This is a genomic window from Robertmurraya mesotrionivorans, assembly GCF_050971805.1.
Classification (GTDB): Bacteria; Bacillota; Bacilli; order Bacillales; family Cytobacillaceae; genus Robertmurraya_A.
The window spans coordinates 459,917-486,517 of sequence record NZ_JBPCCH010000002.1 but is presented as its reverse complement, the minus strand read 5'-3'; the positions used below and the strand labels follow the sequence as shown (position 1 = coordinate 486,517).

Sequence of the window (26,601 nt, the reverse complement as noted above, 5' to 3'; positions counted from 1 at the left end):
ATTTATCGCAAAAAAAATCACTCTGATTTATTAAAAGAATGAGGAGGATAATGTGTCCTCCCCTCTTCAAAAAAAATATTGTATGTGAAGGGTTATATTAAACTAAAAATAAAAAAGGATAGAAGTACAGGGATAATCGCCTGTTCATCTATCCTTTTTCTATTATATATAATTGTTATGACTCACCTATAGTTATATTCTCTTTAACTATTCGCTTTTTGTACTTCGGTTGATCGCATGTATCCTTTTAACACTACTTGGTGATTTAATGGAAAATGCCTAAACCCCTTGGTATCATTGGGTTTAGGCGTTTTCTTTATTGTTTAAATACTACGTAAAACTACTATTAACACTAACCGCCTTTGTAAACATCATTATGAACAAAAGGTGCAGGTTTACTCAATAAGAAGATATGCTTGAGTTGAGCTGTTCTAGAGTAATAGGTATTTTAACCCCAAATACTACTAAGTTTTTTACAAAAATTGAGGCTTGAGGAGAGTTCCCCAAGCCCTTAGATTGATTTTAAATATAATATAATTTATTTTTCAACTCTAAGATTGAAGTTAGCATTTGCTATAGCAAAAACTCGCACCTACAATGATTAGCAAAATAAACAATACTACAATTAAGATAAAATCGTTTCGATTATCATGACAGACAGGATATGCACATCCATAATCATAAGCAGGAGCTGTATAGGTAGGCATTGGGGCAACATTTGGAGGAATATTAGCACCAAGAGTCGGTGGTGCGTTAAGGTTTGAATACATTATCACACTTCCCTTCATATAAGGAATTTCTCTATATAATACTCTCGATGGTGAGTTTTGAGCCCGTCTATAAAAAAATGGGTAAATGTCAGGGATTGTGAAATGAACAGATATTACATTGAATAATAAAGATAGTGAGCATATGAAATGGAACTTTTGTTATGGTGCACGATTGGACGTTGCATCTTGTCTGCTCTAACGTTTCTACTCCAGCTTGCCGCTCTGAATAAATACTTAAAAGAAGGCCTTGTCACCAATTTTGTTATATATGCTGATTGATGACTACCCGTTTTTCTTTTTTCATTAAGAATTTGAATCATTTCTTTTGATGTCCTTATATTAAATCCATGTCCAAACAATCTACCATCATTAAGGAGAACAGCATTAACACCTCTGAAATGTGGTGTTTTTCGATCAAAGTCAGGATTATTAACGTACAGGACATCTCCAGGTAAAAAAAGATTGGAATAAAAGGTATTGATACCTAGGTCTGTATCAGTATGCCAGCTGTAAAGATATAGATTTCGAAACAGTGAATTAAATAAATTACTCCCAATACTGTTCAATATGGCAAGGTAATAGATGATTGGGATAGCTGTTGCACATTCAAACGCATAGAGTGAACTATTCCGATAAATATCCCGAATCGCATCAGCCGGTCGCACATCGGGTCTTAAAAGGAACCCGCCTGCCCTTGTTAATTGCCAGTACATAGGATTGCAGCGGGCATATACAAAGGTTGTAAACACTGCTTGACTATTGTTCATTTCTTTCGCACTTTGGATAATGTTTTTTCTCACTTTAAGTTCAAATAATAATTCATTCTCGGAATAATAAGAAAAAAAGACGGGAGCATTCTGCATCTGTTGAATAATTGTTTTCTCCGTACTCCCAAGCTGCCAACTTTCATTTGGTTGAAACGGGACCCCTGATATTTGGATCATACAAATCCCCCATTCCTTTACTGCTTTTCATCTGCATTCATATCTATCGTATTCTCATTTTTATTAATCATGTTAAATGAAGAGCCAATAATTAGGTGTGCAAATCAAATATGATTATTTGCAGAGAATGAGGATCTACCTTGGTTTAAAATATGACGCAAACCATTCTGTAAACTCCTGCTGAGTCGATTGTGCATCACCCACACGATGAATGACACTTTATTACTGTAAAATTACAGTTCTATAACAAATCGCAGGAAAAGACAGAATTTCCAAGCTGGTGGCGAATTTTATAGGTATAGAGAAAAATAGGGGACAATATCTGAAGCTAATTTGGGGGGACTATATATTGCTAGAATTTGAAACTAATATTGATCAATTTGCCACTATAAAGGTAATTGGGGTTGGCGGCGGGGGAAATAATGCCGTGAACCGGATGATTGAGGATGGCGTGCAGGGAGTGGAGTTCATTGCCGTGAATACAGATGCGCAGGCTCTCAACATGTCAAAAGCGGAGGTCACGATGCAGATCGGTGGTTCACTGACCAGGGGCCTGGGGGCCGGTGCCAATCCTGAAATCGGCAAAAAGGCTGTCGAGGAAAGCAGGCAGCAGATCAGGGATGCCCTGCAAGGTGCGGACATGGTGTTCGTAACGGCCGGAATGGGCGGCGGAACCGGGACAGGAGCTGCACCGGAGATTGCCCATATCGCGCGCGAACTTGGCGCACTTACAATTGGAGTGGTAACTCGTCCGTTTACTTTTGAAGGCCGAAAGCGGGCTCAAAATGCTGCAGCCGGAATTGAAGAGATGAAGAAAGCCGTTAATACCTTAATCATCATTCCAAACGAGCGATTGCTGCAAATCGTCGACAAGAAAACGCCGATGATTGAAGCCTTCCGTGAGGCGGACAATGTCCTCAGGCAGGGTGTCCAGGGCATTTCCGACTTGATCGCCGTGCCAGGCTTGATTAACCTGGACTTTGCAGACGTGAAAACGATCATGTCCAACAAAGGAACGGCGCTTATGGGCATCGGAGTGGCTTCAGGCGAAGATCGTGCTGCCGAAGCTGCCAAAAAGGCCATCTCTTCGCCGCTGCTTGAAACAAGCATCAATGGCGCAAAAGGAGTGCTGATGAACATCACAGGTGGCATGAACCTCAGTTTGTATGAAGTCCAGGAAGCGGCCGATATTGTGGCGGCTGCAACGGATGACCAGCTTAACATGATTTTTGGATCGGTCATCAATGAAAACCTGAAAGAAGAAATCATGGTGACCGTGATTGCGACCGGCTTCGATCATGATGAGGAGGAAGCTCCGCCGTCGAACACATCGCGCCGTCCTGGAGACATTATGGCGAATTCCCGTGAGCAATACCAGGGTCAGTTGAGACAGCGAGAGCCTGTTGCCCATGCAGAATCGGGGAATTACGGCCAAGCCCAAAACTTCAGTCAATCCAGCAGCTACGGTCAGTCGGGTAACTACAGCCAGACCGGCAGCTACGGTCAATCCGGAAACAACAGCCAATCCGGCGGTTACGACCAATCCAGAAACTACAGCCAATCCGGCTATCAAAGCCAGCCGCCTTCCTACGGAGAGCCCGCGAATTACGAACGGGGTACCCAGCAGCAAGACGACTCGCTTGATATTCCATCGTTCTTGCGGAAGCGAAGCAGAAGGCGGTAAACCAACGAACAAAAAGGCCAAATCATTTGCGATTTGGTCTTTTAAAATAGATAAAAACAAACGTTAGAAAACTTCTTCAACAAGCGGGTGCTTACGTTGAGGATTGAAGCTGCCATTGTACTGGAAGCTTTTCTTAGTGAAGTAATGATCAGGAAAAAAGCTGAGACCTGCCATTTTACAATCGCTGATGCGCAACATTTCTCTACACATTATATCCCTGCCAATCATCCAATGATTAAAACACTACAATCGGCTTATCAATCGATTACAGGGGAAGAACCCACACTTTTAACATCAGGCGGGGGAACATATGCAGCGTTAATGAAAAATGCAGTGGCTTACGGTGCGCTTTTCCCTGGTAAGGTAGATAGCTCTCACCAAATTGATGAATTTATAGAAATCGATGATTTAATCAAAGCGACAGCCATCTATGCGAAAGCATTATATGAATTAAGCCACTTATAAAATCAAAGGCCAGGTATGTCGTTTAGCCAACAGGTCAACCAGAAAAATAAATTGTACCCTATAGAGTAGACACTTAAAAAGGTCTGCCCTATAGGGTACTTTATTTGTCATGATGAAGGAATAAAAGCTGGATGAGCCGAATAAGTCATAGTGATCAAGGTTTTGTTGTATTCTCAAAATAAAAGAATGGAGTATTTCATTGAGAATATTTTTTCGTTATATGGCTGACAGTCGAAAATGAAGGTTATTTTATGCGTATGAATGGCTTTTTTCGAAATTGATTGAGGATTATTGTTATCGTCACCCGGAAATTTCGGATTACCCTGCCATGTTGGAGAGAATTAGAAGCTGGAGAGAAAGGTATGTCCAATATGGAAGGGACCACTTGGATTTGGTTTTTACCTTTTTAGGACCGATTAATTTATACTATAGTCAGATTTTTTCTTGTCTTTTAACTTTGAAAGATTACACTAAACAGTGAGGAGATTGGTTGTATGCAAGTTGTAACCAAAATGTTTTTAGAACAACTCGACATGCATTGCCATGAGAATGATTGGTTTGCATCCATGGATCAGGCGCTTCATGGAGTCATCGCAGCTGAGGCAGCATGGACAAGTTCGGGAATCAGCAATTCGATTTGGCAGATTGTCAACCACTTGATATTTTGGAATGAAGACGTAATCCATCGAATTAAGGGCACAGAGAATCCGCATAAGGCAGAAGACAATGAAGAAACCTTTGGAAATCCGGGGGATCCAGAAGACGAAATTGGGTGGGCCCAGACAGTGCAGCGCCTTAATGAAGTCATGAATAAATTAAAAACGGTCATTGCGGATCTTGACGATGAAAAGTTAAAAGCTCCGTATGCAGCTAACAGGTACTCTATTGAGCGTTTACTCAGCAATATCATGATGCACGATACGTATCATCTCGGCCAAATTGTTCTGTTGCGAAAGTTGCAATCCTCTTGGGGCGGCGTTGATTGGTCCTAAAGCACAATAATTCAGCTACCTTCCTTGCCCAGCAGTAGAAGCAGTATTGACGGTGTGAAGCCCTTTTCATTCTCTATGGTGAAGCGGGTGATTTTCCTGCTTTATGGATGGCTAAGCGGGTGTGTTAGTCAAATAAATTAGAACGTATTTGCAGAGCGATCTTTCGCATATTTCATTGTTCAACAGTCGGGCGCTTTTCTTAAATAAGAAGGCGTCTTTTTGCATGTACAACACATTTAGGGATTGAGTTTAATGAGGTGTAAAAAAAGATTGTGAAGTCCTGCACTTAAAGTAAAGGGGGCGATTCTTCCATAATGAAGATCGCTTTTTCTTATTGTAGTAAAGAGGCAGTATTGTTGAAGAAGGATTCGGTTGGCAAATGTCACATTTAACACAAACTGCGCAGAAAAAAAGGTGCATCACTTTTGTGATAACACCTTTGAGTTAATTAATCCCATACACGGATTCTTGGAATCCCGGCTGTTCTTAAGTAATCCAATAACTGACCAGTATGAACAGATTCATGATATGCAATACGTAGTAGCATATCTCCTAAATCTCTTATGTACCCTAACTCAGAACGGTCAATTTTTATATTTTTTAAGTCTTCTTCAGTAAATGACTTAATCGTGTCTAGGAACTGATTTCGAAAAGGCTCTGCAAAATATAATTCTTCATTTACAGAGGTAAAATCTCGATTTTCGAAAGGGGAATCGAAAACGGATAAACTCCCTCTATTCTTAATGGCTAGGTGATAATAATGTTCGCTTTCTAGTACATGCCTTATCATTTCTAGGCAAGTCATTGCTTCATTATCTGGTTTCCATTGGAGCTTATCATGAGGAATAGATGTCCAGACCTTAATACTTCTTCTTCTAACTTCATTAAAGTTTAAAATAATTAATTCAATTGAGTTCATAATTTCCTCCTTTGAGTAGAATATCTTAAATATACACGAACGAATGTTTGTGTAAAAGGGAAATTACTCGTAATTTAACGAACAATTCGATGATGATAAACAGCATTGGTGACACATGATGAGCATTAAAAATTCTCATGATGTAAGTTCAAATATTAAATTTCCGATCCAAACTGCTAGCAAAATCCAAATTAAAATAAAGAGAATGCCAACTAACCAATTTTTTGGTTTTCCATTCTTCTTCATCTCTTCAGCCATTGTCCGATTTTCCTCTATTATATGAGGTGGTATCAATTTTAGGGCAAGGGAGATTCCTAAAGGAACGAGAATTAGGTCATCCAGATACCCTAAAACGGGGATAAAATCAGGGATTAAATCAATTGGACTAAAGGCGTATGCTACAACACAGATTGCTACAGCTTTCGCGTACCAAGGAGTTCTATTGTCTTTGTAAGATAGGTAAAGAACGAATAAATCTTGTTTTAATTTTCTTGCATAGTTTTTAAATTTAGTTAATTTATTGTCATTTTTCATTATTAAATAGACCCCCATCCACAACAATTATAAATTATTTAATGGTTAGGTAAACTGATGAATTAAAATGAACAGTTCGAAAAGATAGTGACATAATTAGTTATGTTATATTCCAAACTATTGAACCCTCTTAAACAAAAGGGGCAGGTTTACGAAACAATGAAACATTCAATTACTAAAAACCGTATATATTTTATAAAGTCCTAAAGGGGAAGGGGAATTGGATGAAGTTTGTATTCTTTTTGATGATTATACTTATTTTAATATCCTTAATAGAAAAAACAATAAATAAGTTACTTGGAGTACAAACGGGAAAAATATAAGAAACCCCTGGTAAAAATATAGATCGATGGGTTAGGAGTATAATTGTTGTGTTATTCCTTATTTCCTTATCTCCTCTGAATACTTTTGATTCAAGATTTGTTATTATGTTGTATTGGTTAACCTTATTGGGTTTCCAGGGAATTATGGAGTATATTTATATAAAAAATTCAAAGCAATATATCAGTACAACCATCCTTCTAATATTAGGTCTCATTATTATCTATACAATATCAATATTTTATAGTTTAGATTTTTTGTAAGCATTTCACGTAAAGTATCGGGGCATTTATCCAAAAAGGATTATTGCATTTCTTTGTTGAAGTTATTGTACAAACGGGGAGTAATGTTGAATAGGGCAGGTATTTAGGGCTGTGCTAGTAAAATTCTTTTTCAGAATGGGAAGGTGTCAAAATGAATATTGCAGAGGAAATCATAATTTCTCCATTAAAGGATGAATTAATTGAGGACATCAATAAAACAAGTGATTATTTTAAAGTGTTTGGTAAGGTTGTACCCAGTTTTCAATCAGGAAAATGGTCTTTTGAAGAGAATCTATTTGATGAAACTAAAGAAATTCGTTTCCCAGATGATAAACTTGATTGGAGCCGATATATAAACCGTGAAGATAAAGCTCTATTTTTAGCTTATAAGTATAATAATTGCATTGGGCAAATTAGAATAATTAAGGATTGGAATCGCTTCTGTTATATTGAAAATATCGCTACAAAAAAAGAATTTAGAGGATATGGAATCGGGAAGTTGCTCTTAACTAAAGCGGAAGAGTGGGCAAAACAAAGAAAACTTATCGGAATGTCTCTAGAGGCTCAAGATGATAATCTTGGAGCGTGCAGGTTTTATGTGAAACAAGGATTCATACTAGGTGGAGTTGACACATTGAAACAGTCATATAATCCAAATATAGAAACCACTTTGTATTGGTATAAGTTATTCAAGTAAAGGGGGCGTTTATTGAATAGCGTACTTCCCAAAAGGAACTCCAAATGTTCCTGCAAGTGAGTATTAGTCCTAAGAGGGTTAGTACTTTTTTTATATCTAGAAGGTTTACTTTTGAAAATACTAATACAGACTATTAGGGGCTATCGTAATGAGGTGGTAATGATGAAAGAGGAACCCACAAGAAATAACTCCAGTCAGAAAAAAGGAACAGTATAGTAATAGAAATAGCCTCTCAACTATTCGTATAATACCTGTTAACGCTAGTTGTTGGTTGGATCCGAAACGTCTAAATCCGTTGATATCAATGGGTTAAGACGTTTTTTTTATTTGTTTAAAAGCACGTGAAACTGATATTAACACTATTCGCATCATGATTCACTGTGCCTATATTTTCTTATGTAACACAAGAAGCTGTTTGTGAAGGAAAGAATAAGTATTTTTCATAACGAATGATAAATTAGTAGTTGTAGACTCGATAAGTGAATTAATGGCCTCATTCAGATATTTCAAATTAAATCCTCAGAGGTACACGGGCACATCTTTTTATGGTTGACAAATTTTTAAAATATTAATAAAGTTTAATTGTTAACTTAATTTAAAAGTAGTTTACATATAAAAGGAGAGAAACAAATGAAAAATCAACAATTGAAATTAAGAATGATGATTGTGACAGCACTTTTTGCGGCAATCATTGGCGTAATGGCTCAAATTACAATTCCACTTCCGCTCGTTCCAATTACAGGACAAACCCTTGCCATTGGCTTAGCAGCAACGATCCTAGGTTCTCGTTATGGAACCTTATCAGTCATTTTATATTTAATTATTGGTTCTGCTGGAGTACCAGTATTCGCTGAATTTTCAGGTGGAGTTTCTAAACTTATCGGACCTACTGGAGGCTATTTAGTCGGCTTCATTCCAACTGCCTTCCTCATCGGGTGGTTTATGGAAAAAAGAGACTTCAATTTCAAGAATGCTGTGATTGCCAATAGTATTGGAACGCTCGTTACTTTGGCATTAGGCACTGCTTGGCTAAAGATTGCTGCCGAGCTTTCTTGGTCAGCTGCTTTGGCAGGAGGATTTACTCCATTTATTATTGTTGGGTTTATCAAGGCTGTCCTAGCTTCGTGGATTGGCATCTTAGTTCGTAACCGATTAATTTCTGCTAGGCTATTATTTTCAGAAATAAAAGACCAAACAAAATCAGCCTAAAAAATATTAATGATTTGTAGTTTATGCTTTAGCTCCATCCAAGGAAAAGCTATGATTCCATTTAAAATAGAGGAATTTAAAGATACGTAGAGGAGAGTTACAGAAACTTACTAATAGCAAACACATATATCCCGATAAATGCCCCTTCCAGCGGACTGGAAAGGGGCATTTAATGTTTAGTAACAGATGCTTATTAAATTCCAAAATTATAATCATAAATATGATGTCAGTGGTGCCTACCCATTGAAATAAAGTAACATTTAAAGGGTTTGACTCGTCTAATTAGAAAGATGTTATTAACAAACGTTGGAGGTAATATGATTTGAGATAAGTTATTTTTAAGGTATGATCCTTAATTTTTATATCATTAAAAGCGTCAGCATTTCAAAACGAAAAGGCATCAATGAGGTCATCTTTGATGATAAAGAATCCCAAAAAGCTTTTTAGAACATCTTTTCAATTGCAGTAAAAGAACCAGGAATAGTTGATAAAAGAAAATCACCAAAGTTTGTATGTATGGATAGGTGAAAAAGGACAAAAAAGTACATTTATGAAAACGGAAGATACGCACACCATTTATACGGTTTCAGAAGAGAAACCTGATCATTTGATTGAGTTAGTTGAATCACTTTTATTTAATAATAGGTTAGTTGACAAATGAAACTTATGGGGAATTATAGAATCTTAGATACAGTTCATTATATCCGTTCAACCTTTGTGAGGAGTGACTAAAAATGAATAACCCAAATGAAAAGCTATTTCCTGAGTGCTCTTTTATATCCAGAACAGTAGAGGCTGGCGGCCATACGAAATGGGAACTTATCGAGAAATTGCAACAATCCTCTATCTTGATCAATGAGTATGGAGAGAGACTGTTGATTGATGACAAGTTTAAGGCTTCTGAAACTAAGTACATCCTGCAGACTGTTGAACTAACCGTTGGGAATCTTGGCTTTCCTGAGGGAGCTAATACGGATGAGATCTTTAAAAAAGCAAACGAACTTGGGTTGGAATTGTGTCCAATTGAGCTAGGACCTTACCTAAGACTACAGTATCTGGACCAGCCTGAAGGGTCTTCAGGGAATTCATTACAGAAACATCAAGCTCCATCAGGCTCCATCACAATCGCATCTGAGATACTAACTGAAGATGATGATTTTCCGAAAGGCTTTTATCTTAGACGAATAAACGGTGAATTGTGGCTACGTGGATACCGTGCAGACCATCTGCATGTTTGGAATCCTGATGACCATTTTATCTTTTGCCAAAAGAAGAGAGAAATCCTCAGGAATTTAAGGTGGGGTGAGTGAACTGAGGAAGATTCTAAGTATATGCTTTTTCTTGTTATTGGTTTCCTGTCAATCGGTAAGTGATAGTTCTCATATTACGGAAGAAGACGTTGTACAGGTACTACAAGAAAATGGTGTTCAATTAGTTGAAACAGATTTCCCACGAGGGAACTCTTACGGGTCTGAATTAAGAAATGTTACGCCAGGCTCATATCTGTTAAATGGGAAACCCTTTTTTATTTATGAATTCGAAAATGAAAAGGACATCGAGAAAGGAATAAGAGAATTTGCTAAGAAAACCGAAACAATGGAATTGGTTTCTTCTAGTATATTTGAAAAGAGAAATATCTTAATCTTTTATGTTCATGAGAAAGATTTTGATTCGGAAATTATCCCCTTTGAAAAAGAAATACAAGACGCATTGGATCGAATAAGTGAGGGGTAAAAAGATTTAAAGATTGTCTCTAATGAAGAAATTTTTAGTGGGAGGCTAACCATGAAGATACTAAAGAGGTTGGTCATAATTACATTATTTACTATCCTTCTCAGCTCTTGTAGTAATGTACAGTCAAATCAAGGATGTCCTGATGGTGAAATTGAGTGGGTTGATATGATCATGATTCAAGATATAAAATATCAACATCATTTCCCGGAGCCTGCTGACGAGGATACTTCTATTACCATTGAAAAGGGGAAAAAACTTGGTGAAGTGACCTATACAATGGCTGATCGTGCTTGTAGTAATCATCAGATGGTAAATGGAGATGCCACTTATCTAGAAGAAGGTACAGCCATTTATGAAATGAAAGGATATCCATCTACACTTGCTATTACTGCAAATGATAAGGTATATATAGTTGATACAAACAAGAAGGCAAAAACAGCTGGCGAACTTTACCCATTGGAAAAATTAGTGAAAAATATATACTTTGAAAGTACTGAAGATGGAAGTCGCATCCATACTTTCTCCCAATCTTCTAAGGATAACTTCCTCAATGAATGGGCTAATTTAAAATTAGAAGATATTGAAACACTCAACCTAACCGGACAACAGGATGGAAGTCGTGTTTTTATAGAAATTGAACTTAACAATGGGGTTACTTTTAGAGAAGTCTATTGGCCAGAATCCAACACATTTCGTTCTGGTGTAGTAGGAAATAAACAGATTAGGGATATTATCGAATATGAGTTATAAATGGGTCTAAATAGGTCATGGGGACAGGTGAACTGTCCTATTTTTGTTTGATCAGCCCTTTGTTTCAATTATGTTAAAATATTCCTATCACGATACTTTGGACGATTTTATAATAATAGAGAGAAGCTATGATAATAAAAAATGGAGAATATAAGCAAAACATTAATGGAGTAGATCACTGGATTAGAATCGACGGGGCAGTACACCATACAACTCCTTTGGTGATTATACACGGAGGTCCTGGAGGGAATGTTTATTCTTTTGAACGTACAATAGGGCCACAATTATCCAAAAATAGAACGGTCATTTATTATGAGCAACGTGGCTGCGGTAGAAGCGGCAGTCCTGATTCCGAAGATGCCTTTACCTTTAATGATTTAATACATGATTTTAAGGAAATCCATCACTGGCTCGGTGTTGAGAAGGTGGACTTATTGGGTTATTCATTTGGAGGAGAGCTAGCACTAGAAATAACTCATGCATTACCAAACAAAATAAATAAAGTGATTCTTTCTGGTCCTAGTTTAATAGGATTGAAAACTCAATACCTTATTCAAATGTCAGGTTTTATGTCCATTGCGGATTCTTCATTTATTTCAGATATCGAACGCACCCTGGGAGAACCGGGTACGCTAGAAGAAAAATATGTACGACTTTGGAAGGCAGCTGATACAGCCACGGTTGACCGTTTGCTTTTTGAGGATCAATCACTCGCCAAAGAATACAGACGCTTAACAAAGGATAGTAACTTGACCAATACGGGTCATATGTTAAAGGTCCTTCAGAATAACCCGCCTACTATTCCTTTATATGAGAGATTAATAGAAATTAAGCATGAGATTTTAATCATCACTGGGGTTCACGATAGAAATTCTGGAATGCCCATTTCTACCCTAATACATAGGCAGCTCAACAACAGCAAGTTCGTACTCTTTAGCAAAAGTGCTCATTTTCCTTATATGGAAGAGCCAGAACTATTTATTGAACAGGTTCATTCATTCCTTTAGGTTCTATCACAATATAAGGAGGAATTTTATTTTGAAAAAAATTTATGTTATTAGACATTGTGAAGCAAAAGGGCAGCCTTCTGGGTCTTCATTAACAGATAAAGGATTCGAACAGGCAAAGTATTTAGTTGATTTCTTTAGACACACGAAGATAGACCGGATGATTGTTAGTCCATTTTTACGAGCCGTTCAATCCGTACAACCTCTAAGTGAAGAAAGAGAGATAAAAATAGAGATGGATGAACGTCTATCAGAACGCATCCTAAGCACGAAGGATTTACCAGACTGGTATGAAAAACTCCGGGAAACATTTAATAACTTAGATGTAAAGTTTGAAGGAGGAGAGTCAAGCCAAGAAGCGATGAATCGAATCGTAAGTGTGGCAGAAGAAGTGAATGAGTCAGAAAACACGATAATTGTTAGTCATGGAAATATTATAACGTTACTTTTAAAATATTATCATAATGAATTTGGTTTTGAGGATTGGAAAAATCTTAGTAATCCTGATGTTTTTCAAATAAATTGGACTGAGAATGGTGTGGAGATTAAACGAGTATGGAAAGAAGATAAACCATCTAATTAGTCAAATCTTATCCAGAATCTGTTGCCTTAAGAAGATCAATTAAGTTCATTAAAGTACGGAAATCTTTTTTAGTATTAGCTTTATATCATTTAGATATCAATCCCCCTGAATATTAATGAATTAAATGACACAAATTATGGATAATGTAATGAGTTCAGGAGGGAATGGCATGTTAAATATAATAGAAACCATCATGGATACTATGAAATCACAATTAGACCAAGACAAAGACCAACCTCTTCATGTGGGAGAAGTGATGGCATGTTGGATTTACTTATCTGGCCTTGAATTAGCCAAAGTAACTGTTCAAGCAGGGATCAATACGACATCCGATGCGGAACTAAAAGCAATTCTTGAAGAAGATATGAAATTAGGGAACAGTCAAAGGCAAAGACTCCATGATTTTCTGAATAAAGAAGGGGTTCCGTTACCTCCTGCTCCGGAAGATATGCCAAAATCAGATCCTAATAGTATTCCTCTTGGTGTTAAATTAACAGATGATGTACTTGCAAACGAATTATCCTTAAAAATTGTTAGTTTAATTTTGCAAGCTGCAACTGCTGCTACCGAATCCATACGTTCAGATGTTGGTTTAATGTTTATTCAGTTTCAAGCTGAAAAATTTGCATTTGCTACTAGACTGAAACATTTAATGCGTAAGCGCGGTTGGATTAGAGTACCACCGTTTTACCTTCCACCTGGTTCCCTGAATTAATACCTATCCTAAGTTCATTTAAATGTTTTTACAAAGAAATAAATGACTTGAAGCCTGTTCTGTTAAAGAACGGGTTTTTGTGTTTCCTACTATTTATTAGAATGGGAAAAGGTCAAAAAAAGAGGGAAGGTAGTCAATAAATTATTATAAACATCCAACCCACCTATGAAATAATGAAAACGCTAACATTTCGATAAATAAAAAAAGATTACGGCCAAACACGGTTAGACCTAATGAGGCACACCTCATCTAGCTAACATAACATTCAGTGAAAAGGAGGGAACCAGTACTTAGTGATTTGCACCTGATGACATCTTCTTAGAACGACCTTTAGGCAACTTAATTTTTTGTACGAAGGGAAGGGAAGAGTATAAACATGACCAGAAAAAGAAAAACGTTTAAAAAAATCATCGGAAGTATCTGCGTATCTTCCATGCTGTTTGGGTCTGTTACGTTTGTGGATACCATTGAAACTAAAGCGGAAGTGACGACAAAAACCATCACGATTGACGGTGACAATGTAGATAAATACAATCGGTTTAAAGGGTTTGGGACCGTAACGGCCAATAATACCTCACGTCTCATGCTCGACTACAAGGAAGAGCATCCAGAGGAATACTGGGAAATGATGCATAAGCTTTTTAATAAAGATACCGGGGCGGGACTCACACATGTCAAAGTGGAGTTGGGGGCAGATGTGAATTCCTCATCTGGAACGGAACCAGCCACGATGCGTTATGCGGATGAACCAGCGAATGTTCTTAGAGGAGCGGGCTTCCAATTTGCAGCCGATGCCAAATCGATTAACCCTGATATTACGGTCGAAATTTTACGATGGGGGGAACCACGCTGGACGTGGAATGGGGCAGCAAATAAGGAATACGAGAATCGCTACCAGTGGTATAAACAAACGATTGATGCGGTGTATAAGGAATATGGTTTTAAACTAGATTATGTCGGGATTTCTCAAAATGAGCGAGCCCAAAATAATAATGGAAAAAATGAGGTTGAATGGCTAAAATATTTTACTACCAAAATTAAAGAAGAGCCAAATTATGACTCAGACTATAAAGATATCAAAATAGTAGCCGCTGACGGATACCGAGACACATCAACCATTAGCCGGACACTTCTTAATAATCCCGATTTAATCGATGAAATTGATGTAATCAGTTCTCATTATGGACTCACAGGCTCGAATGAATTAACTCAGTTACAAAACAAATTAATTGCTGAAGGCAAGCATCCAAAAGAAAATTGGGTGTCTGAAGGGATTGCCCCGATGATCAATGCGCGTTACCGCGACAATATGGAGCCGCAGTATAAAGGACTAGGAGGCAAGGCAGGAATTATCGATGTCACGTCACGTATTATTTCGGTGTATTCCTGGACAGGAGCAGGAAGTAACCCACTTAACGCGGTTTCCTTTGATTTCCAACCATCCGTTGCTGCCTTTTATGAAGGGTCCGCCTATAATCCGAAGCATTTAATCAGTGCGTATGACCCGTGGTCTGGTTTTTACGAGGTGGATGGTGGATTACAAGGCGTTCGTCATGTCATGAATTTTGTTGGCTATGATGATCACACCACACCTGAGAACGAGCGCTGGCAGTATATAAAAGGTGCCACCTATAGCGATGGAGCATTTTTTGATGGCGGAGTAGATGTGGATTCGAGTACTCATAACTATTTAACCTTAAAAAATCCTGAGACCGATGACTACAGCACCGTTTTTGCCAACAACACAAAAGAGACTCGAAAATATAAGATCACCACGAAAAATTTAGATGGGAAAGAGAACGCACCTGTCTACGTTTGGGAAACGCGTGGACCAGATGAGGGAGAAGCAATTGATGCGAACTGGTTCAAGAAGGTGAAGGTCATTCAACCGGAAAATGGAGAATATGAGGTGGAAGTGAAACCTTACTCCATTGTGACCATCTCCACATTAGATAAGGAATCAGAAATTGAAGGCTTTGAATACGAATCAGATCCAGTAGATGTATCAAAGGATACCATCCTTCCATTGCCGTATACGGATGATTTTGAATACAAAAATTATCCAAAAGATGAAAAAGGCAGAGACTATGTGGATCGTCGAGGAGGAACCCCACGATATACGACCGATCAGCTGGCTGCTTTTGAAGTGGTGAAAACAGCAACCCAACCAGTCACAAGTGGCAGTGTCGAACGTGCAAATCTTGGTATTCCAGATGCAAAGGCTCACGGAAATATGCTACAGCAGAAAATGACTCATGACATTATCGGGGCCGATTGGGCCGTTTGGGGAGGAACAGATGGATCCGCCTCTAACAGCAACCCTAACACGACTCTAGGTGATCATCGCTGGGTCAATTACAAAGCATCGTATGACTTTTTACTAGATACCCATACACCTGAGGTTGCTGGAAGAAGCAATTACGCGTTAATTGGCGTTCGACAAATGAAGGCGGGCGGAACAGATTCCTACGCACCGTACAATGCACGTGTTTTTTCCAATGGAAATTACGAAATCTTGAAGCTTGGAAAAGTGGTGAAAAGCGGAACACTCGAAGGCTTTGATAACAAGCTCTGGCATAATCTAGCCTTTGAAGCGAAGGAAAATGAGTTTACACTTTATGTGGACGGGGTAGAAATTGCTTCGTATACAGACGAGGATTCCACTGTGATGTCCGGAAGAGTCGTTATCGGATCTGGTTATTATGAAACTCTATATGATAATCTTCGTGTAGACCCGATTAAAGGGTATACTTATGAATCTCTGAAAATCGACAGTGCCCAAGGAAAGAAATACAGCTCAGAGGAAGAGGCCTTACAAACTTTAGATTCCTTGAACCCGATTGGATTTGTTGGAAAGTGGGACTACACTCAAGCTGGTTACGCTCATTTTAACCGTACACAAATGACCGCCAAAACGGATGTTCCGGTTTGGAACGGCGTAACGGTTGGTCACAGAGATACTACCACTGTACAAGGAACGCTCAATAAAGTCTTTTACTCAAGCGGCTGGTCATCCAACAGCTCGAACGCTTGGGGAGGAGTAGGGACTTCGTTTGAAATTCCATTTAAAGGAACGGAGATCAGATTATTTGGAGAAACCAATCCATCTAACGGTAAGGCGGATGTGTATTTGGATGGTGTGTTAGTTGGTGAGGCCAACTACGTGAATAATAGCAGCATCACTCAGATGGTATGGTCTGCTAAGGACCTAGAGGATAAGGCTCATACTCTGAAAGTCGTATCAAAAGAAAAGTATATTAGTCTCACCAAGGCTGAGATCGAAACGAGCGACCCTGTCTTAGCTGTGAAGAAGTTAGGACCGAGTGAGATCGTTAAAATATCTGATGAATCACTAATTGGCAACGAAGAAAATACCGTGTATGCCTTTAGAAAGAATACGTCCTGGGGCTCCAATTCTACGAATGCGTGGGCCAGCTTTGCGGATGATCCGTATATTGTTATTAACTTTACGGGAAGCGGGATCGATTACTTAGCAGGGACAGGAGAGAAATCTCTTTATAATTTTGAACTGGACGGTACCGATATGGGTAACTTTGCGGTTGATTCTGGCACGGGCATCCGTTATTCGGTAAGAGGGTTGGAAGAAAAGCCTCACACGTTGAAGGTGTCCCTAAAAGATAACGAAAGAAAAGAAAGCTTTATGGATTACAGAGGGGCCAATATCTACCATACTCCTACCTTTGTTCCAAACAGCAGTATGATTTTCAATTTTGAAGGATCAGGCTTTAACTTATTTGGTGCCACTCCGGATGCATTGATTGATGTGTATGTAAACGACCAATTAATCGATGAAAATGTAAGAATCTATTCAAAAGGAGATCGACAAACATCGTATAACCTCCGAGGACTGAAAGATACGAATCACACGGCAAAAATCGTGGTTAAAGGTGGCACGTTTGTTCTAGACGGGATCGATGTGATCATAGGCAGAAATAAAGTAGAAGTCAATAAAACAAAATTAGAAGAGTTATATAACGCCAATACAGATCTAGAACAAAAGAAATACACCGAAGACAGTTGGAAAACATTCCACAAATCCCTTCAAAGTGCAAAAGAAGTATTGAAAAATCCACAGAGCACGTTAGATGAAGTGGTGGGTGCTAGAAGTTCTTTGCAGGAAGCGGTTGGGGGATTAATGGAAATACAATAGATTAGGTTGAGGTTGGGTCATGGGTACAGGTACACTGTCCCCATTTTTTTGTTTTATTTGTAAGGTTGCGGAGGAATTTGTTTGTATTCTCAAAAACTCACCACTAGCTGCCCAATATTTTTAGACAACAAAAAACCAGCTTCCAAGGGAAACTGGTGTGTTTTTACTATATGTATCTGCCGCATTTGCCGTATAAAGATATAAGAAAGTTTTAAACCACCACTCCTCAAAGTGGGTGTTCGCAAAAACATTCCTGCCTGTCCTCCTTGTCCTATAGACGGAGACTTGTCATTCGTGTTTCGATGTTAAACTCCCTATTACAGCTTAAAGGTTAAAACTTTATTATGAATACGAACAATGCAGCTGATGTACTTATATTACTATTAATGGTCTCCTTAATCAATGGTAATCCTTCCCCATACATCCTCAAACTTTCTCTTGAAATTGCGTGAAAGATCATCCTAAAGTCCCGTAATCAGAGTTTAACTGGATACATTCTTTCAACAGGATTATAAAAAGTTACGCCTTTTATGATTCTTTTGTGCTACATTATAGGGAAAATACTTTTCTAAGAGGTACACTAGTGAATTCGGAATTAACGGCTTATATCACTCTTATTGCTACATCCAGTGTATTAAATTTGTTTCTATTTTTTTATGTGTTTTTTAATCGTCATAAATATACGGAAATTGCCAAATTGTTTCTATTTTATACAGCAGCCACTACGATCTATTGTTTAGGTGCTGCCTTTGGCATGATGGGTACGACTGTTGAACAATTAAAGTTTTGGACGACGATTCAATATGTGGGCATGCCATTTTCTCCACCTTTGAGCTTATTGTTTACGATGCAGTTTTTGGGCATGAAAATCACTAAAAAAAGGATCATCGCTTTTCTGATCATTCCTTTTATTACCTTAGTAATGGTCGCTACGAATGATTGGCATCATCTTCATTATCGCGTGTTCGAAATCGATCTAACGCTCGGAGCGCCTTATATTCATTTGGAGATCGGCCGATGGTATGTGGTTCATGGCATTTTCACCTTCTCTTGCTTGTTTGCGGGATTTGTCCTCATACTTGCTCATTGGAAGGAAACAGATAAAACGTATCGGCCCCAATTGATCGCTCTAATGTGTGGGCAATTAGTTCCGATGATCACTGCTTTTGTTTATCTGATTGGATTAACACCTCCAGGGGTGGACCCCGTACCAATGGTCAGATGGCTTGCGACGCTCTTTTATTTATGGGCCATAAGCTCCTCACGACTATTTACGATTATGCCCATTGCAAAAGATGAGATCTTTAATAGCATTAATGATGGGGTTATGGTGTTGGATGATTCCAATAGATTAATAGAGTTCAACACAGCCTGTAAAAAGATGTTTCCTTCATTGAATCAATCCATGTTTGGGAACGATCTTGAACAGGTTTGGCAGGGCCTGTCGGGAACATTGATTCCTTTTAAACTAGACACGACCGAGCTTCATCAGGAAATCGAGGTACCTTCTGCCGAGAATTCCAAGCGAATCTATCAGGTACGTACCTCCTTGTTGCAGAATTCGAAAAATCAAAACGGATTATTGATTATTTTTACCGATATAACTGAGGTCAAAAGACTGCAGGTTCAGTTGGAGCACCAAGCGTATTATGATGAACTCACACAAATATATAATCGACGTGCGTTTTTCCAAAAAAGCGAACTGGACTTTGCAACAGCCATGAAAGAATCGGTTGATTTTACCGTAATCTTAATGGATATTGACTATTTTAAAAAAGTAAATGACACCTATGGACATCATGTGGGTGATCAATTACTGATTCATGTCGCAAAGGCTTGCCAAACCCAATTACAGGAAGGAGACATCTGTGCCCGATATGGCGGGGAGGAGTTTGTCTTTGCACTCAAGGGGCGGACAAGCTTAGAAGGGGAAGTGTTCGCGAATAAAATCCGGGGCTATATAGAAGCTCACCCGCTAAAATGGAACGAAGGAGACATTCCTGTTACGATCAGCATGGGAGTGGCTGAAGCAACGAATGAGACGGGACAGACGCTATATCAGCTACTGAATCAAGCGGACAAAGCCTTGTATTTGGCGAAAGAGAACGGACGGAATCAGGTTCAGGTGTATGTAGAACACTCGCTTGTGCGAAATTGAGCATTAGGAAGAAGAATCTATTTGAAGCCATATAGCTATTAGAGGAATGCTAAGTGATTATATTCACTTGGCATTTTTCTTTTATGTTAAAATATTCCTATAAACCCTATAAACCCTATAAACCCTATAAACCCTATAAACCCTATAAACCAAAGTTATCCTTATATTGAAAAGAGGTGAGGGGATGAACAACATTATTTTGTTCGATGGAGAATGTAACTTTTGTGATCATAGCGTTCAATTCATCATCAAAAGAGATAAAAATGCCGTATACAAATTCACCTCGCTACAAAGTGAAATAGGGCAAGAGATAAAAAGAAAGTACCAAGTGCCTGATCATATTGACAGCCTGATCTTAGTTAGTGACGATAAGTGTTCCTTTAAGTCTGCAGCAGCTCTTCAAATCAGCAAGCACTTATCAGGTAGTTGGAATCTCTTATACGTACTTTCGATCATACCAAAACCCATACGTGACTATTTTTACGATATCCTTGCCAAGAACAGATACAAATGGTTCGGAAAAAAGGATCATTGCATGCTACCGTCACCAGAAATAAGAAAACGCTTTTTATAGAAAGGGAGAGTCCTATGAAAAAAGTGGTTATAGCCGGGGGTACTGGTTTTATTGGCGAATACTTTCAAAAGAAATTCAAAGACCAAGGATACGAAGTGAAAATTATCTCGAGACAAAAACAGAATATTTCATGGGAAGACAAGGAAGACATTGTTGAAGCTCTAGAGGATGCTGAACTCTTAATTAACCTTGCAGGTAAATCAGTAAATTGCCGATACAACGAGGTAAACAGGAATGAGATCATGAACTCTAGGGTGAAGACTACAACGATTCTTGGAGAATCTCTTCAAGTGTGTACCAATCCACCTAAGACATGGATAAACTCCAGTACAGCAACGATTTATCGACACGCAGAAGACCGTCCGATGACGGAAGAAAATGGAGAAATTGGTTCGGGTTTCTCGGTAATGTTGCAACCACTTGGGAGAAAACTTTCTTCTCCTTTGACCTTCAGAACACGAGACAAGTTGCACTACGTATAGCCATCATTTAGGGAAAGACGGTGGAGTCATTACTCCTTATAGAAATTTAGTTAAGTTCGGTCTAGGAGGGAACCAGGGGAACGGAAAGCAAAAGTTCAGTTGGATTCACGTTGAAGACTTATTCCAAATTGTCCTATTTTTAAAAGATAGAAAAGATCTAAGCGGGGTGTTCAACTGTTCATCTCCAGCCCCTGTTAGCAATGACGAGTTCATGAATACCCTCAGAAAGACCATGGGAGTCCCGTTTGGATTACCTAGTCCGAAATGGATGTTAGAAATCGGTTCTATCCTCATCAAAACCGAAACGGAATTAGTGTTAAAAAGCCGTTGGGTGCTACCAGAGCGATTACAATGCGAAGGCTATAATTTTGTCTACCCAACCCTTGATAAGACCTTACAGGATATTCTGAACTAAGGAGAATGATTAAAGAGGAGTCCATTTCATGCATAAAGGTTCTTTTGTATGTCTATTGTTCATAAGGAAAACTACGACGGTGTAACCATTGTTATGTATACGACATTTACCGATCAAAAGGAACTTCCTCTGGCAGACTATGAGGCCCTATCTGTTGCATTCGTTATAGGTAGCGACAAAGTAGGTTGGGAAAGCATTGACCAACATGGATGGAGTCACCATGAGAACGACAATGACACTTTATAGTGAAGCTCTTTGATTTGCGGGACCGATACGCATGAGCAATTGTTCCATAAGAACAGTAGATTTTTTTACAAACGCGGCAGCTTTGTTAAATAGTAGTATGGTATTATTTGTAATTATAGGTAATTTATAGCGATAGTTATTGATTTCTACTAGTTAAATAGAGAGTGCAAAAGATGGGGTTACCTCTGAAGAATTAATGGAGTTTTATCATCCAATCGTTCGGATATGAAAGCAAATTGAATCTGGAGTTGAAAAAGATATGTTTCCTTATTATAAGATTGTCAGATATTTGTGGAATGTAATTTTTGTAACTACTTTCTTATCTCTATTGTCTTACTCGGCTATGGAGTTTTATCATCCACAGTTTGAAAATTGGCCTCCTTTGGAATCTGTTTTATCCGGAATGTTCCTGGTAGCCGTCGGATTTGGAGTGGCGGAAATTCTTTATGAAGCCGTTATCTCTGAATACAAGTCAAAGTGGCTGACAAATCCATGGTCTTTTTTTCTGATACCATCACTTTTTATAGGGATATTTATGTCGTATTCACTACTGAAAACCCCTGATCAATACCAAAATGGCCTGTGGCTGGATGTATATGTGATTCCAATCTCTGTCATTGCATATCTACTTGGCAGACAGTTATTTTCATCCCTTTTTTTGCGAAGAAGAGCAAAAAATACTAAGTAAACAAAGGAGATAGAATGAGAAAAAAACGAGCGTTAGTAAGTTTAATCGCCATTGCTGCAATTTTATTTATATCGACTCTAGTAATTACCTTTTTAAATCAGAAGGATCCTTATAGGTTCTTCGTTGGACTTGGAACTAATTTTGATATCGCGCCGGATGACGGGAAGGTACTTATTTCCTATTATTCAAACGGAGATGAAGCTATATATGAGGCTGATGTTACTGGGGAAAATGTACGGAAACTGGTTGATTCAGAGGAGGGTAGGCTTCATAGCCCAAAATATTCTCCAGATGGGGAAAGAATTTTATTTCTCTCCTCAGATTCGGATGGCATAAATTCACTCATGATTGCACACCGCGACGGCAGCAATCAAAAAAGGTTGAGTGAGAATAATATGCATGTATCCGAAGCGGTATACTCTGCTTCAGGGGACACTATTTTTTATACTGCCATCGCTGAGGAGGATTTTAAGAAAGCAGAAGGCGAGACAAAGGAAGGCCTAGATTTATACTCTGTGAGCATCACGGGTGAAGACAATAAGCAATTAACCGATAAGAACTACTTTTCGATGAACGCGCTATCCATCTCGCCGGACGGGGATCAAGTGTATTACAGTTTATATAATGGGAGTAGGGAACAATTAACTTCTTATTCGCTTGAGACTGGGGCAGAGGGTCCTGCTGATGGTTCAAGCCTTCTGCCGGTTGAGATTTATTCGACTGTGATTTCTCCGGATGGAACAAAGCTTGCCTATACATCCATCGCAGAAGAGTCACGAAACAGCTCATTATTTGAATATGATTTATTTATAATGGATGCTGCGTCCGGAAAAAAGGAAAGAATGACAAATTTGAATACATCCGTTATAGCTCCAGTGTTTTTTCACAAAGAGAACCGAATCGCTTTCCTAGAATATACGAACTGGGCGGGTTCTCCTGAAAAATATGAATTTATGATCCAAGACGTACAAAGTAAGAAATTAGACCATGTTACGTTCTACATGCCGCCTGAATCAAAGTTTAACCGTTCCCTATCCGTTATATCAAATGTAGCGAATGGTCAAACTGCAATAGGGCTCTATATCCTGCTTATGATTCTATTAATTAGCTATCTTTCATATTTCCACACTTCCAGAAGGTATTTGCCTGCAAAAGTGAATCTTGCACTTGTTGGTGTAGGGGTAGTAATAACTATTGCTTTAACTTTTGGTATGAATCCATGGGTGGGAATGGCCTTCGGTGGTTTAACAGCAATTTTCTTAGGGACGTCAATTGTGGCATTTATATTTGCATTTATACTTGGCCGTTTAGGAAAAAAATAGACTAATGTAAATCCCCTTTCAGGAATAGAGAAAGGGGGCTCTTTTTGTTCATCATTATTTGAAGAAAGTGATTTCCTTGTTATTAACGGTTTCTATTACCAGTTCGTTGATAATGAACACTTGTTGAACTTACCGATAGTTTTTTGAAAGAAGGAGTTATCTCTTATCATATAGAAGTATATACAAAAAATGGTAGATGGATTTTAAATTATGGAGTATACGGTTGGTGATAAGAGGGTATGAAATTAAACAAAAAATCTATGAATAGAAAAATACAAGGAAAGTATAGAAAAGACAAACTGAAAAATAAAATCCCTTCTAAAATAGAAGTTTTACTAATCGCTGCAATCATAAGTTTATTGACTATATTAATTGTTTATTTTGATTACTAATATCTTTATTCTTTTAATTGATAGATTGTGGTGAGTTTTTTTCTTAATTGTACAATGGGTGGTCTAATTTATGAAGATAATTTGCCAAAGATGTAATGTAGAAATCTCTAAACAAGTGACGAAATTGAATAATTTATCATTAATTAACGAAAATGATGGTGAAGCATAGCTCACCATTTTTTAAATAGCAAATAAGTATGCAGAAAATTAATAAGAAGACAATTATTTTAAAGCAAACATCTTTCCAATACTAGTAAGGTGTTTTTTTATTCTTTTGATCCTTTTTTTGTAAAAATTTCCAAAGGGTGTTCACAAATTTGACATGATATCTTAAGTTTTTTTCATTGAGATTCGACAAGATCAGAGAGGGTTTTTGAATTATTTATGATAGCAATTGCTTATGAGGAAAAATATACAAAGAATGTTGTCGAATGAGTCTTAATTAGTCGTTTTTTCTTGATGTAGTCCACTCCCACAGTTTGTTAGAATGAGGAACATAATTGTTAACAAGCTTTTAATTCGATCATCTTCCCGAAGCTTGTAATATCCTTCTTCTAATTCCAACTCATCTTTTTCATCCACTAGCAGGAAGTCTTACAGATTTATAAAAAAACCAGGGGGGTAAATATGAATAGTAAAAAATGTATCGCTATGTTATTAGCAGGTGGCAGAGGTTCCAGATTAAAAGAATTAACCCAATCTATTGCAAAACCTGCCGTTCCTTACGGGGGGAAATATCGGATCATTGATTTTGTGTTAAGCAACTGCCGCAATTCTGGTATAAGTACTGTGGGTGTATTGACTCAATATCAACCTCATATTTTACAAAATTACATAGGTGATGGCAAACACTGGGATTTAAATCGAAGAGACGATGGAATTACCATTCTTCCACCTTATCAGTGTGATGTAACAGAAAGATGGTATGAAGGGACGGCTCATGCCATTTATCAAAATATACAATATATCGAGAGTCATAACCCAGAATTTGTTTTGATCGTTTCTGGGGATCACATATATAAAATGGATTACAACAAAATGTTGGAACAACATAAAGCTACAGGAGCAGATGCAACCATCTCGGTGATCAACGTTCCATGGAACGAGGCCAATCGCTTTGGCATTATGAATATAGACTCGAAAACCATGAAGATAGTAGAATTTCAAGAAAAACCAAAGCAACCAAAATCGAACCTCGCCTCCATGGGCATCTATATTTTTAATTGGAAAATATTAAAAGAATATTTAGTAAAAGAAGAAACCAACCCATACTCATCAAAGGATTTTGGAAAAGATATCATACCAGCCATGATTAATGACAACTGTCAGCTGTATAGCTATCGGTTCGATGGGTACTGGAAGGATGTGGGGACGATTGAAAGTTACTGGGAAGCAAATATGGATTTACTATCTTCAGAAACCAATCCATTATTACTAGATGAAGATTTGAAGATTTATACACATGAATCCACCCAGCCACCTTTGTATATGGATGCGACTGCTTCTATCACCCAATCTTTAGTGAGTGAAGGGTGTAAAGTGTTCGGAAAGATAGAAAATTCTGTAGTCTTTAGCGGGGTGAAAATTGGGAAGGGAGCCATCATTAAAGACTCTGTCATTATGCCAAATGCCATAATTGAAGAAAATGCCGTGGTTAACCGAGCGGTAATTGGAAGCAATACGGTGATTGAAAAAAATGCAATGGTTGGGGAAGCGAAAGCATACAGTGATATTACATTAATTGGAGAGAACCAAATCATTGAAAAGGATGAAAAAATCAAAGAAAAAGCCATCTAACGAACCTTTAAATACATAGTTCAATAAAAAGCTTTACTTGAGAAGAGGTAAATGCATATCAACAGTTACTTAGCAAACCAAGCTGGAAAGGAGTATTCACCCTCAGAAGGGAATACTCCTTTTTTCTAGAAAATAAACGAAGTATGAGGAATCACCTTACATAAATATATATAAGTAGAAACTGGTAAATGGAGGGGTTGTTTATGGCCTATGTGTCGATCTATACCGTTGGCAGGTTGCAGCACCCGTATGAACACCCGGACTCTCGTGACTTTTTTGATGTGGGAACTCATATCTTTCGGCAGGCAACAAGATCAGGAATGATAGAGGCGTTTCCATCGGATGGAGTCGCCATTCCTGATGAAGTAATAAAGGGAGAGGGATATCCGGTTCTTACCCTAACCGTATGGAGAAACCTCCAAGCTTTGTATCGTTTTACATACTCCGGTCGCCATCACCAAGCCTTACGGGATAGGAGCAAGTGGATGGAGCCTTATCAAGAGCAACATCTATCCTATGTCGTGTGGTGGACAAAAGAGCTGAAGGATGTCTCTTGGGAAGAGGCTTTTAAGAGATACAAACATTATATAAAAAATGGACCCACTCCTTTTGCGTTTGATTTTAAACAGTTATTTGATGAAAAAGGAGAGACTTGCTCGGTTAAGTAGGAAGTTTTTATAAGAAAAAAGGATAGATCGAGCATAGGAGTACCTGCTTATCCATCCTTTTTTTTATGGTCTAAAAAAATGGTTAGCCTTCGTGATTCGAG

The 26,601-nt window shown here is 38.1% G+C and carries 25 protein-coding genes, 1 other RNA gene and 2 pseudogenes; 23 read left to right on the top strand and 5 right to left on the bottom strand.

The features are described from left to right. Nucleotides 1-563: 563 nt before the first annotated feature. On the bottom strand, nucleotides 564-770 hold the full coding sequence (locus tag ACRX5O_RS06415; RefSeq protein ID WP_433905171.1) for a YjcZ family sporulation protein: 207 nt from the start codon (nucleotides 768-770) through the stop codon (nucleotides 564-566). Nucleotides 771-883: 113 nt separating this feature from the next. Then, nucleotides 884-1,714 carry a protein-glutamine gamma-glutamyltransferase gene (locus ACRX5O_RS06410; RefSeq protein ID WP_433905170.1) on the bottom strand — a complete coding sequence of 277 codons (831 nt, stop codon included), beginning with the start codon at nucleotides 1,712-1,714 and terminating at the stop codon, nucleotides 884-886. A gap of 349 nt (nucleotides 1,715-2,063) precedes the next feature. Between ACRX5O_RS06410 and ftsZ the strand changes: the two genes are divergently transcribed. The 3 genes and pseudogenes from ftsZ (at nucleotide 2,064) to ACRX5O_RS06395 (ending at nucleotide 4,855) form a co-directional block, all read left to right on the top strand. Next, nucleotides 2,064-3,398, top strand: coding sequence for a cell division protein FtsZ (gene ftsZ / locus ACRX5O_RS06405; RefSeq protein WP_433905169.1), 1,335 nt, complete (start codon nucleotides 2,064-2,066; stop codon nucleotides 3,396-3,398). A 144-nt stretch (nucleotides 3,399-3,542) separates the two neighbouring features. Continuing rightward, nucleotides 3,543-3,863: pseudogene (locus ACRX5O_RS06400) on the top strand (M20/M25/M40 family metallo-hydrolase); the annotation flags it as partial. A 494-nt stretch (nucleotides 3,864-4,357) separates the two neighbouring features. Next, entirely contained in the window at nucleotides 4,358-4,855 is a 498-nt protein-coding gene (locus tag ACRX5O_RS06395) for a DinB family protein (protein ID WP_198312480.1), read from the top strand. Nucleotides 4,856-5,303: 448 nt separating this feature from the next. Here the strand turns inward: ACRX5O_RS06395 and ACRX5O_RS06390 are convergent, their stop codons facing one another. Both ACRX5O_RS06390 and ACRX5O_RS06385 read right to left on the bottom strand, forming a co-directional pair. Next, the gene (locus ACRX5O_RS06390; RefSeq protein ID WP_433905168.1) at nucleotides 5,304-5,774 is read right to left on the bottom strand and encodes a DinB family protein; all 471 of its coding nucleotides are present in this window, start codon (nucleotides 5,772-5,774) and stop codon (nucleotides 5,304-5,306) included. Nucleotides 5,775-5,909: 135 nt separating this feature from the next. Continuing rightward, nucleotides 5,910-6,308 (bottom strand): YkvA family protein, encoded by a 399-nt coding sequence (locus tag ACRX5O_RS06385; RefSeq protein ID WP_433905167.1) that lies wholly within the window; start codon nucleotides 6,306-6,308, stop codon nucleotides 5,910-5,912. Between the two features lie 341 nt (nucleotides 6,309-6,649). On the opposite strand from ACRX5O_RS06385, the gene ACRX5O_RS06380 reads away from it, so the two are divergent. The 11 genes from ACRX5O_RS06380 (at nucleotide 6,650) to ACRX5O_RS06335 (ending at nucleotide 17,758) form a co-directional block, all read left to right on the top strand. Continuing rightward, nucleotides 6,650-6,892, top strand: coding sequence for a DUF4181 domain-containing protein (locus tag ACRX5O_RS06380; RefSeq protein ID WP_433905212.1), 243 nt, complete (start codon nucleotides 6,650-6,652; stop codon nucleotides 6,890-6,892). A gap of 151 nt (nucleotides 6,893-7,043) precedes the next feature. After that, entirely contained in the window at nucleotides 7,044-7,589 is a 546-nt protein-coding gene (locus tag ACRX5O_RS06375; protein WP_433905166.1) for a GNAT family N-acetyltransferase, read from the top strand. Between the two features lie 630 nt (nucleotides 7,590-8,219). Further along, nucleotides 8,220-8,798 carry a biotin transporter BioY gene (locus ACRX5O_RS06370; protein ID WP_433905165.1) on the top strand — a complete coding sequence of 193 codons (579 nt, stop codon included), beginning with the start codon at nucleotides 8,220-8,222 and terminating at the stop codon, nucleotides 8,796-8,798. A 484-nt stretch (nucleotides 8,799-9,282) separates the two neighbouring features. Continuing rightward, nucleotides 9,283-9,459, top strand: a complete 177-nt coding sequence (locus ACRX5O_RS25330; protein ID WP_490885381.1) for a YhfM domain-containing protein — start codon at nucleotides 9,283-9,285, stop codon at nucleotides 9,457-9,459. A gap of 73 nt (nucleotides 9,460-9,532) precedes the next feature. Further along, nucleotides 9,533-10,108, top strand: coding sequence for a helicase (locus ACRX5O_RS06365; protein ID WP_433905164.1), 576 nt, complete (start codon nucleotides 9,533-9,535; stop codon nucleotides 10,106-10,108). Beyond that, the gene (locus tag ACRX5O_RS06360) at nucleotides 10,101-10,532 is read left to right on the top strand and encodes a hypothetical protein (protein WP_433905163.1); all 432 of its coding nucleotides are present in this window, start codon (nucleotides 10,101-10,103) and stop codon (nucleotides 10,530-10,532) included. Before ACRX5O_RS06365 ends, ACRX5O_RS06360 begins: the two co-directional genes overlap by 8 nt. Before the next feature lie 51 nt (nucleotides 10,533-10,583). After that, entirely contained in the window at nucleotides 10,584-11,282 is a 699-nt protein-coding gene (locus tag ACRX5O_RS06355) for a hypothetical protein (protein ID WP_433905162.1), read from the top strand. Nucleotides 11,283-11,410: 128 nt separating this feature from the next. Beyond that, nucleotides 11,411-12,289 (top strand): alpha/beta fold hydrolase, encoded by an 879-nt coding sequence (locus ACRX5O_RS06350; protein WP_433905161.1) that lies wholly within the window; start codon nucleotides 11,411-11,413, stop codon nucleotides 12,287-12,289. Between the two features lie 31 nt (nucleotides 12,290-12,320). Then, the gene (locus ACRX5O_RS06345; protein WP_433905160.1) at nucleotides 12,321-12,872 is read left to right on the top strand and encodes a histidine phosphatase family protein; all 552 of its coding nucleotides are present in this window, start codon (nucleotides 12,321-12,323) and stop codon (nucleotides 12,870-12,872) included. 169 nt (nucleotides 12,873-13,041) lie between these two features. Further along, nucleotides 13,042-13,587, top strand: a complete 546-nt coding sequence (locus tag ACRX5O_RS06340; protein ID WP_433905159.1) for a DUF3231 family protein — start codon at nucleotides 13,042-13,044, stop codon at nucleotides 13,585-13,587. 376 nt (nucleotides 13,588-13,963) lie between these two features. Next, entirely contained in the window at nucleotides 13,964-17,758 is a 3,795-nt protein-coding gene (locus ACRX5O_RS06335) for a glycoside hydrolase family 30 protein (RefSeq protein ID WP_433905158.1), read from the top strand. Nucleotides 17,759-17,930: 172 nt separating this feature from the next. Here ACRX5O_RS06335 and ssrS read toward each other — a convergent pair. After that, nucleotides 17,931-18,127, bottom strand: a non-coding RNA gene (ssrS, locus tag ACRX5O_RS06330) — 6S RNA. A 214-nt stretch (nucleotides 18,128-18,341) separates the two neighbouring features. On the opposite strand from ssrS, the gene ACRX5O_RS06325 reads away from it, so the two are divergent. From ACRX5O_RS06325 to ACRX5O_RS06290, 9 genes and pseudogenes are all read left to right on the top strand, one after another. Next, nucleotides 18,342-19,916, top strand: a complete 1,575-nt coding sequence (locus ACRX5O_RS06325) for a histidine kinase N-terminal 7TM domain-containing diguanylate cyclase (RefSeq protein ID WP_433905157.1) — start codon at nucleotides 18,342-18,344, stop codon at nucleotides 19,914-19,916. A 184-nt stretch (nucleotides 19,917-20,100) separates the two neighbouring features. Next, nucleotides 20,101-20,490 (top strand): thiol-disulfide oxidoreductase DCC family protein, encoded by a 390-nt coding sequence (locus tag ACRX5O_RS06320; RefSeq protein WP_433905156.1) that lies wholly within the window; start codon nucleotides 20,101-20,103, stop codon nucleotides 20,488-20,490. A 14-nt stretch (nucleotides 20,491-20,504) separates the two neighbouring features. Beyond that, nucleotides 20,505-21,387, top strand: a pseudogene (locus tag ACRX5O_RS06315) (TIGR01777 family oxidoreductase). A 48-nt stretch (nucleotides 21,388-21,435) separates the two neighbouring features. Beyond that, on the top strand, nucleotides 21,436-21,633 hold the full coding sequence (locus ACRX5O_RS06310; protein WP_433905155.1) for a hypothetical protein: 198 nt from the start codon (nucleotides 21,436-21,438) through the stop codon (nucleotides 21,631-21,633). A gap of 259 nt (nucleotides 21,634-21,892) precedes the next feature. Then, nucleotides 21,893-22,321 (top strand): hypothetical protein, encoded by a 429-nt coding sequence (locus ACRX5O_RS06305; RefSeq protein ID WP_433905154.1) that lies wholly within the window; start codon nucleotides 21,893-21,895, stop codon nucleotides 22,319-22,321. A gap of 14 nt (nucleotides 22,322-22,335) precedes the next feature. Next, nucleotides 22,336-23,643 carry a TolB family protein gene (locus tag ACRX5O_RS06300; protein ID WP_433905153.1) on the top strand — a complete coding sequence of 436 codons (1,308 nt, stop codon included), beginning with the start codon at nucleotides 22,336-22,338 and terminating at the stop codon, nucleotides 23,641-23,643. Nucleotides 23,644-23,882: 239 nt separating this feature from the next. Then, a complete protein-coding gene (locus ACRX5O_RS25325; RefSeq protein WP_490885380.1) occupies nucleotides 23,883-24,035 on the top strand; it encodes a hypothetical protein in 153 nt (50 codons plus the stop codon). A gap of 627 nt (nucleotides 24,036-24,662) precedes the next feature. Next, nucleotides 24,663-25,832, top strand: a complete 1,170-nt coding sequence (locus tag ACRX5O_RS06295; protein WP_433905152.1) for a glucose-1-phosphate adenylyltransferase — start codon at nucleotides 24,663-24,665, stop codon at nucleotides 25,830-25,832. A 203-nt stretch (nucleotides 25,833-26,035) separates the two neighbouring features. Then, complete coding sequence (locus ACRX5O_RS06290; RefSeq protein WP_433905151.1) at nucleotides 26,036-26,500, top strand: DUF3291 domain-containing protein; 465 nt, start codon at nucleotides 26,036-26,038, stop codon at nucleotides 26,498-26,500. Nucleotides 26,501-26,601: the final 101 nt, after the last annotated feature.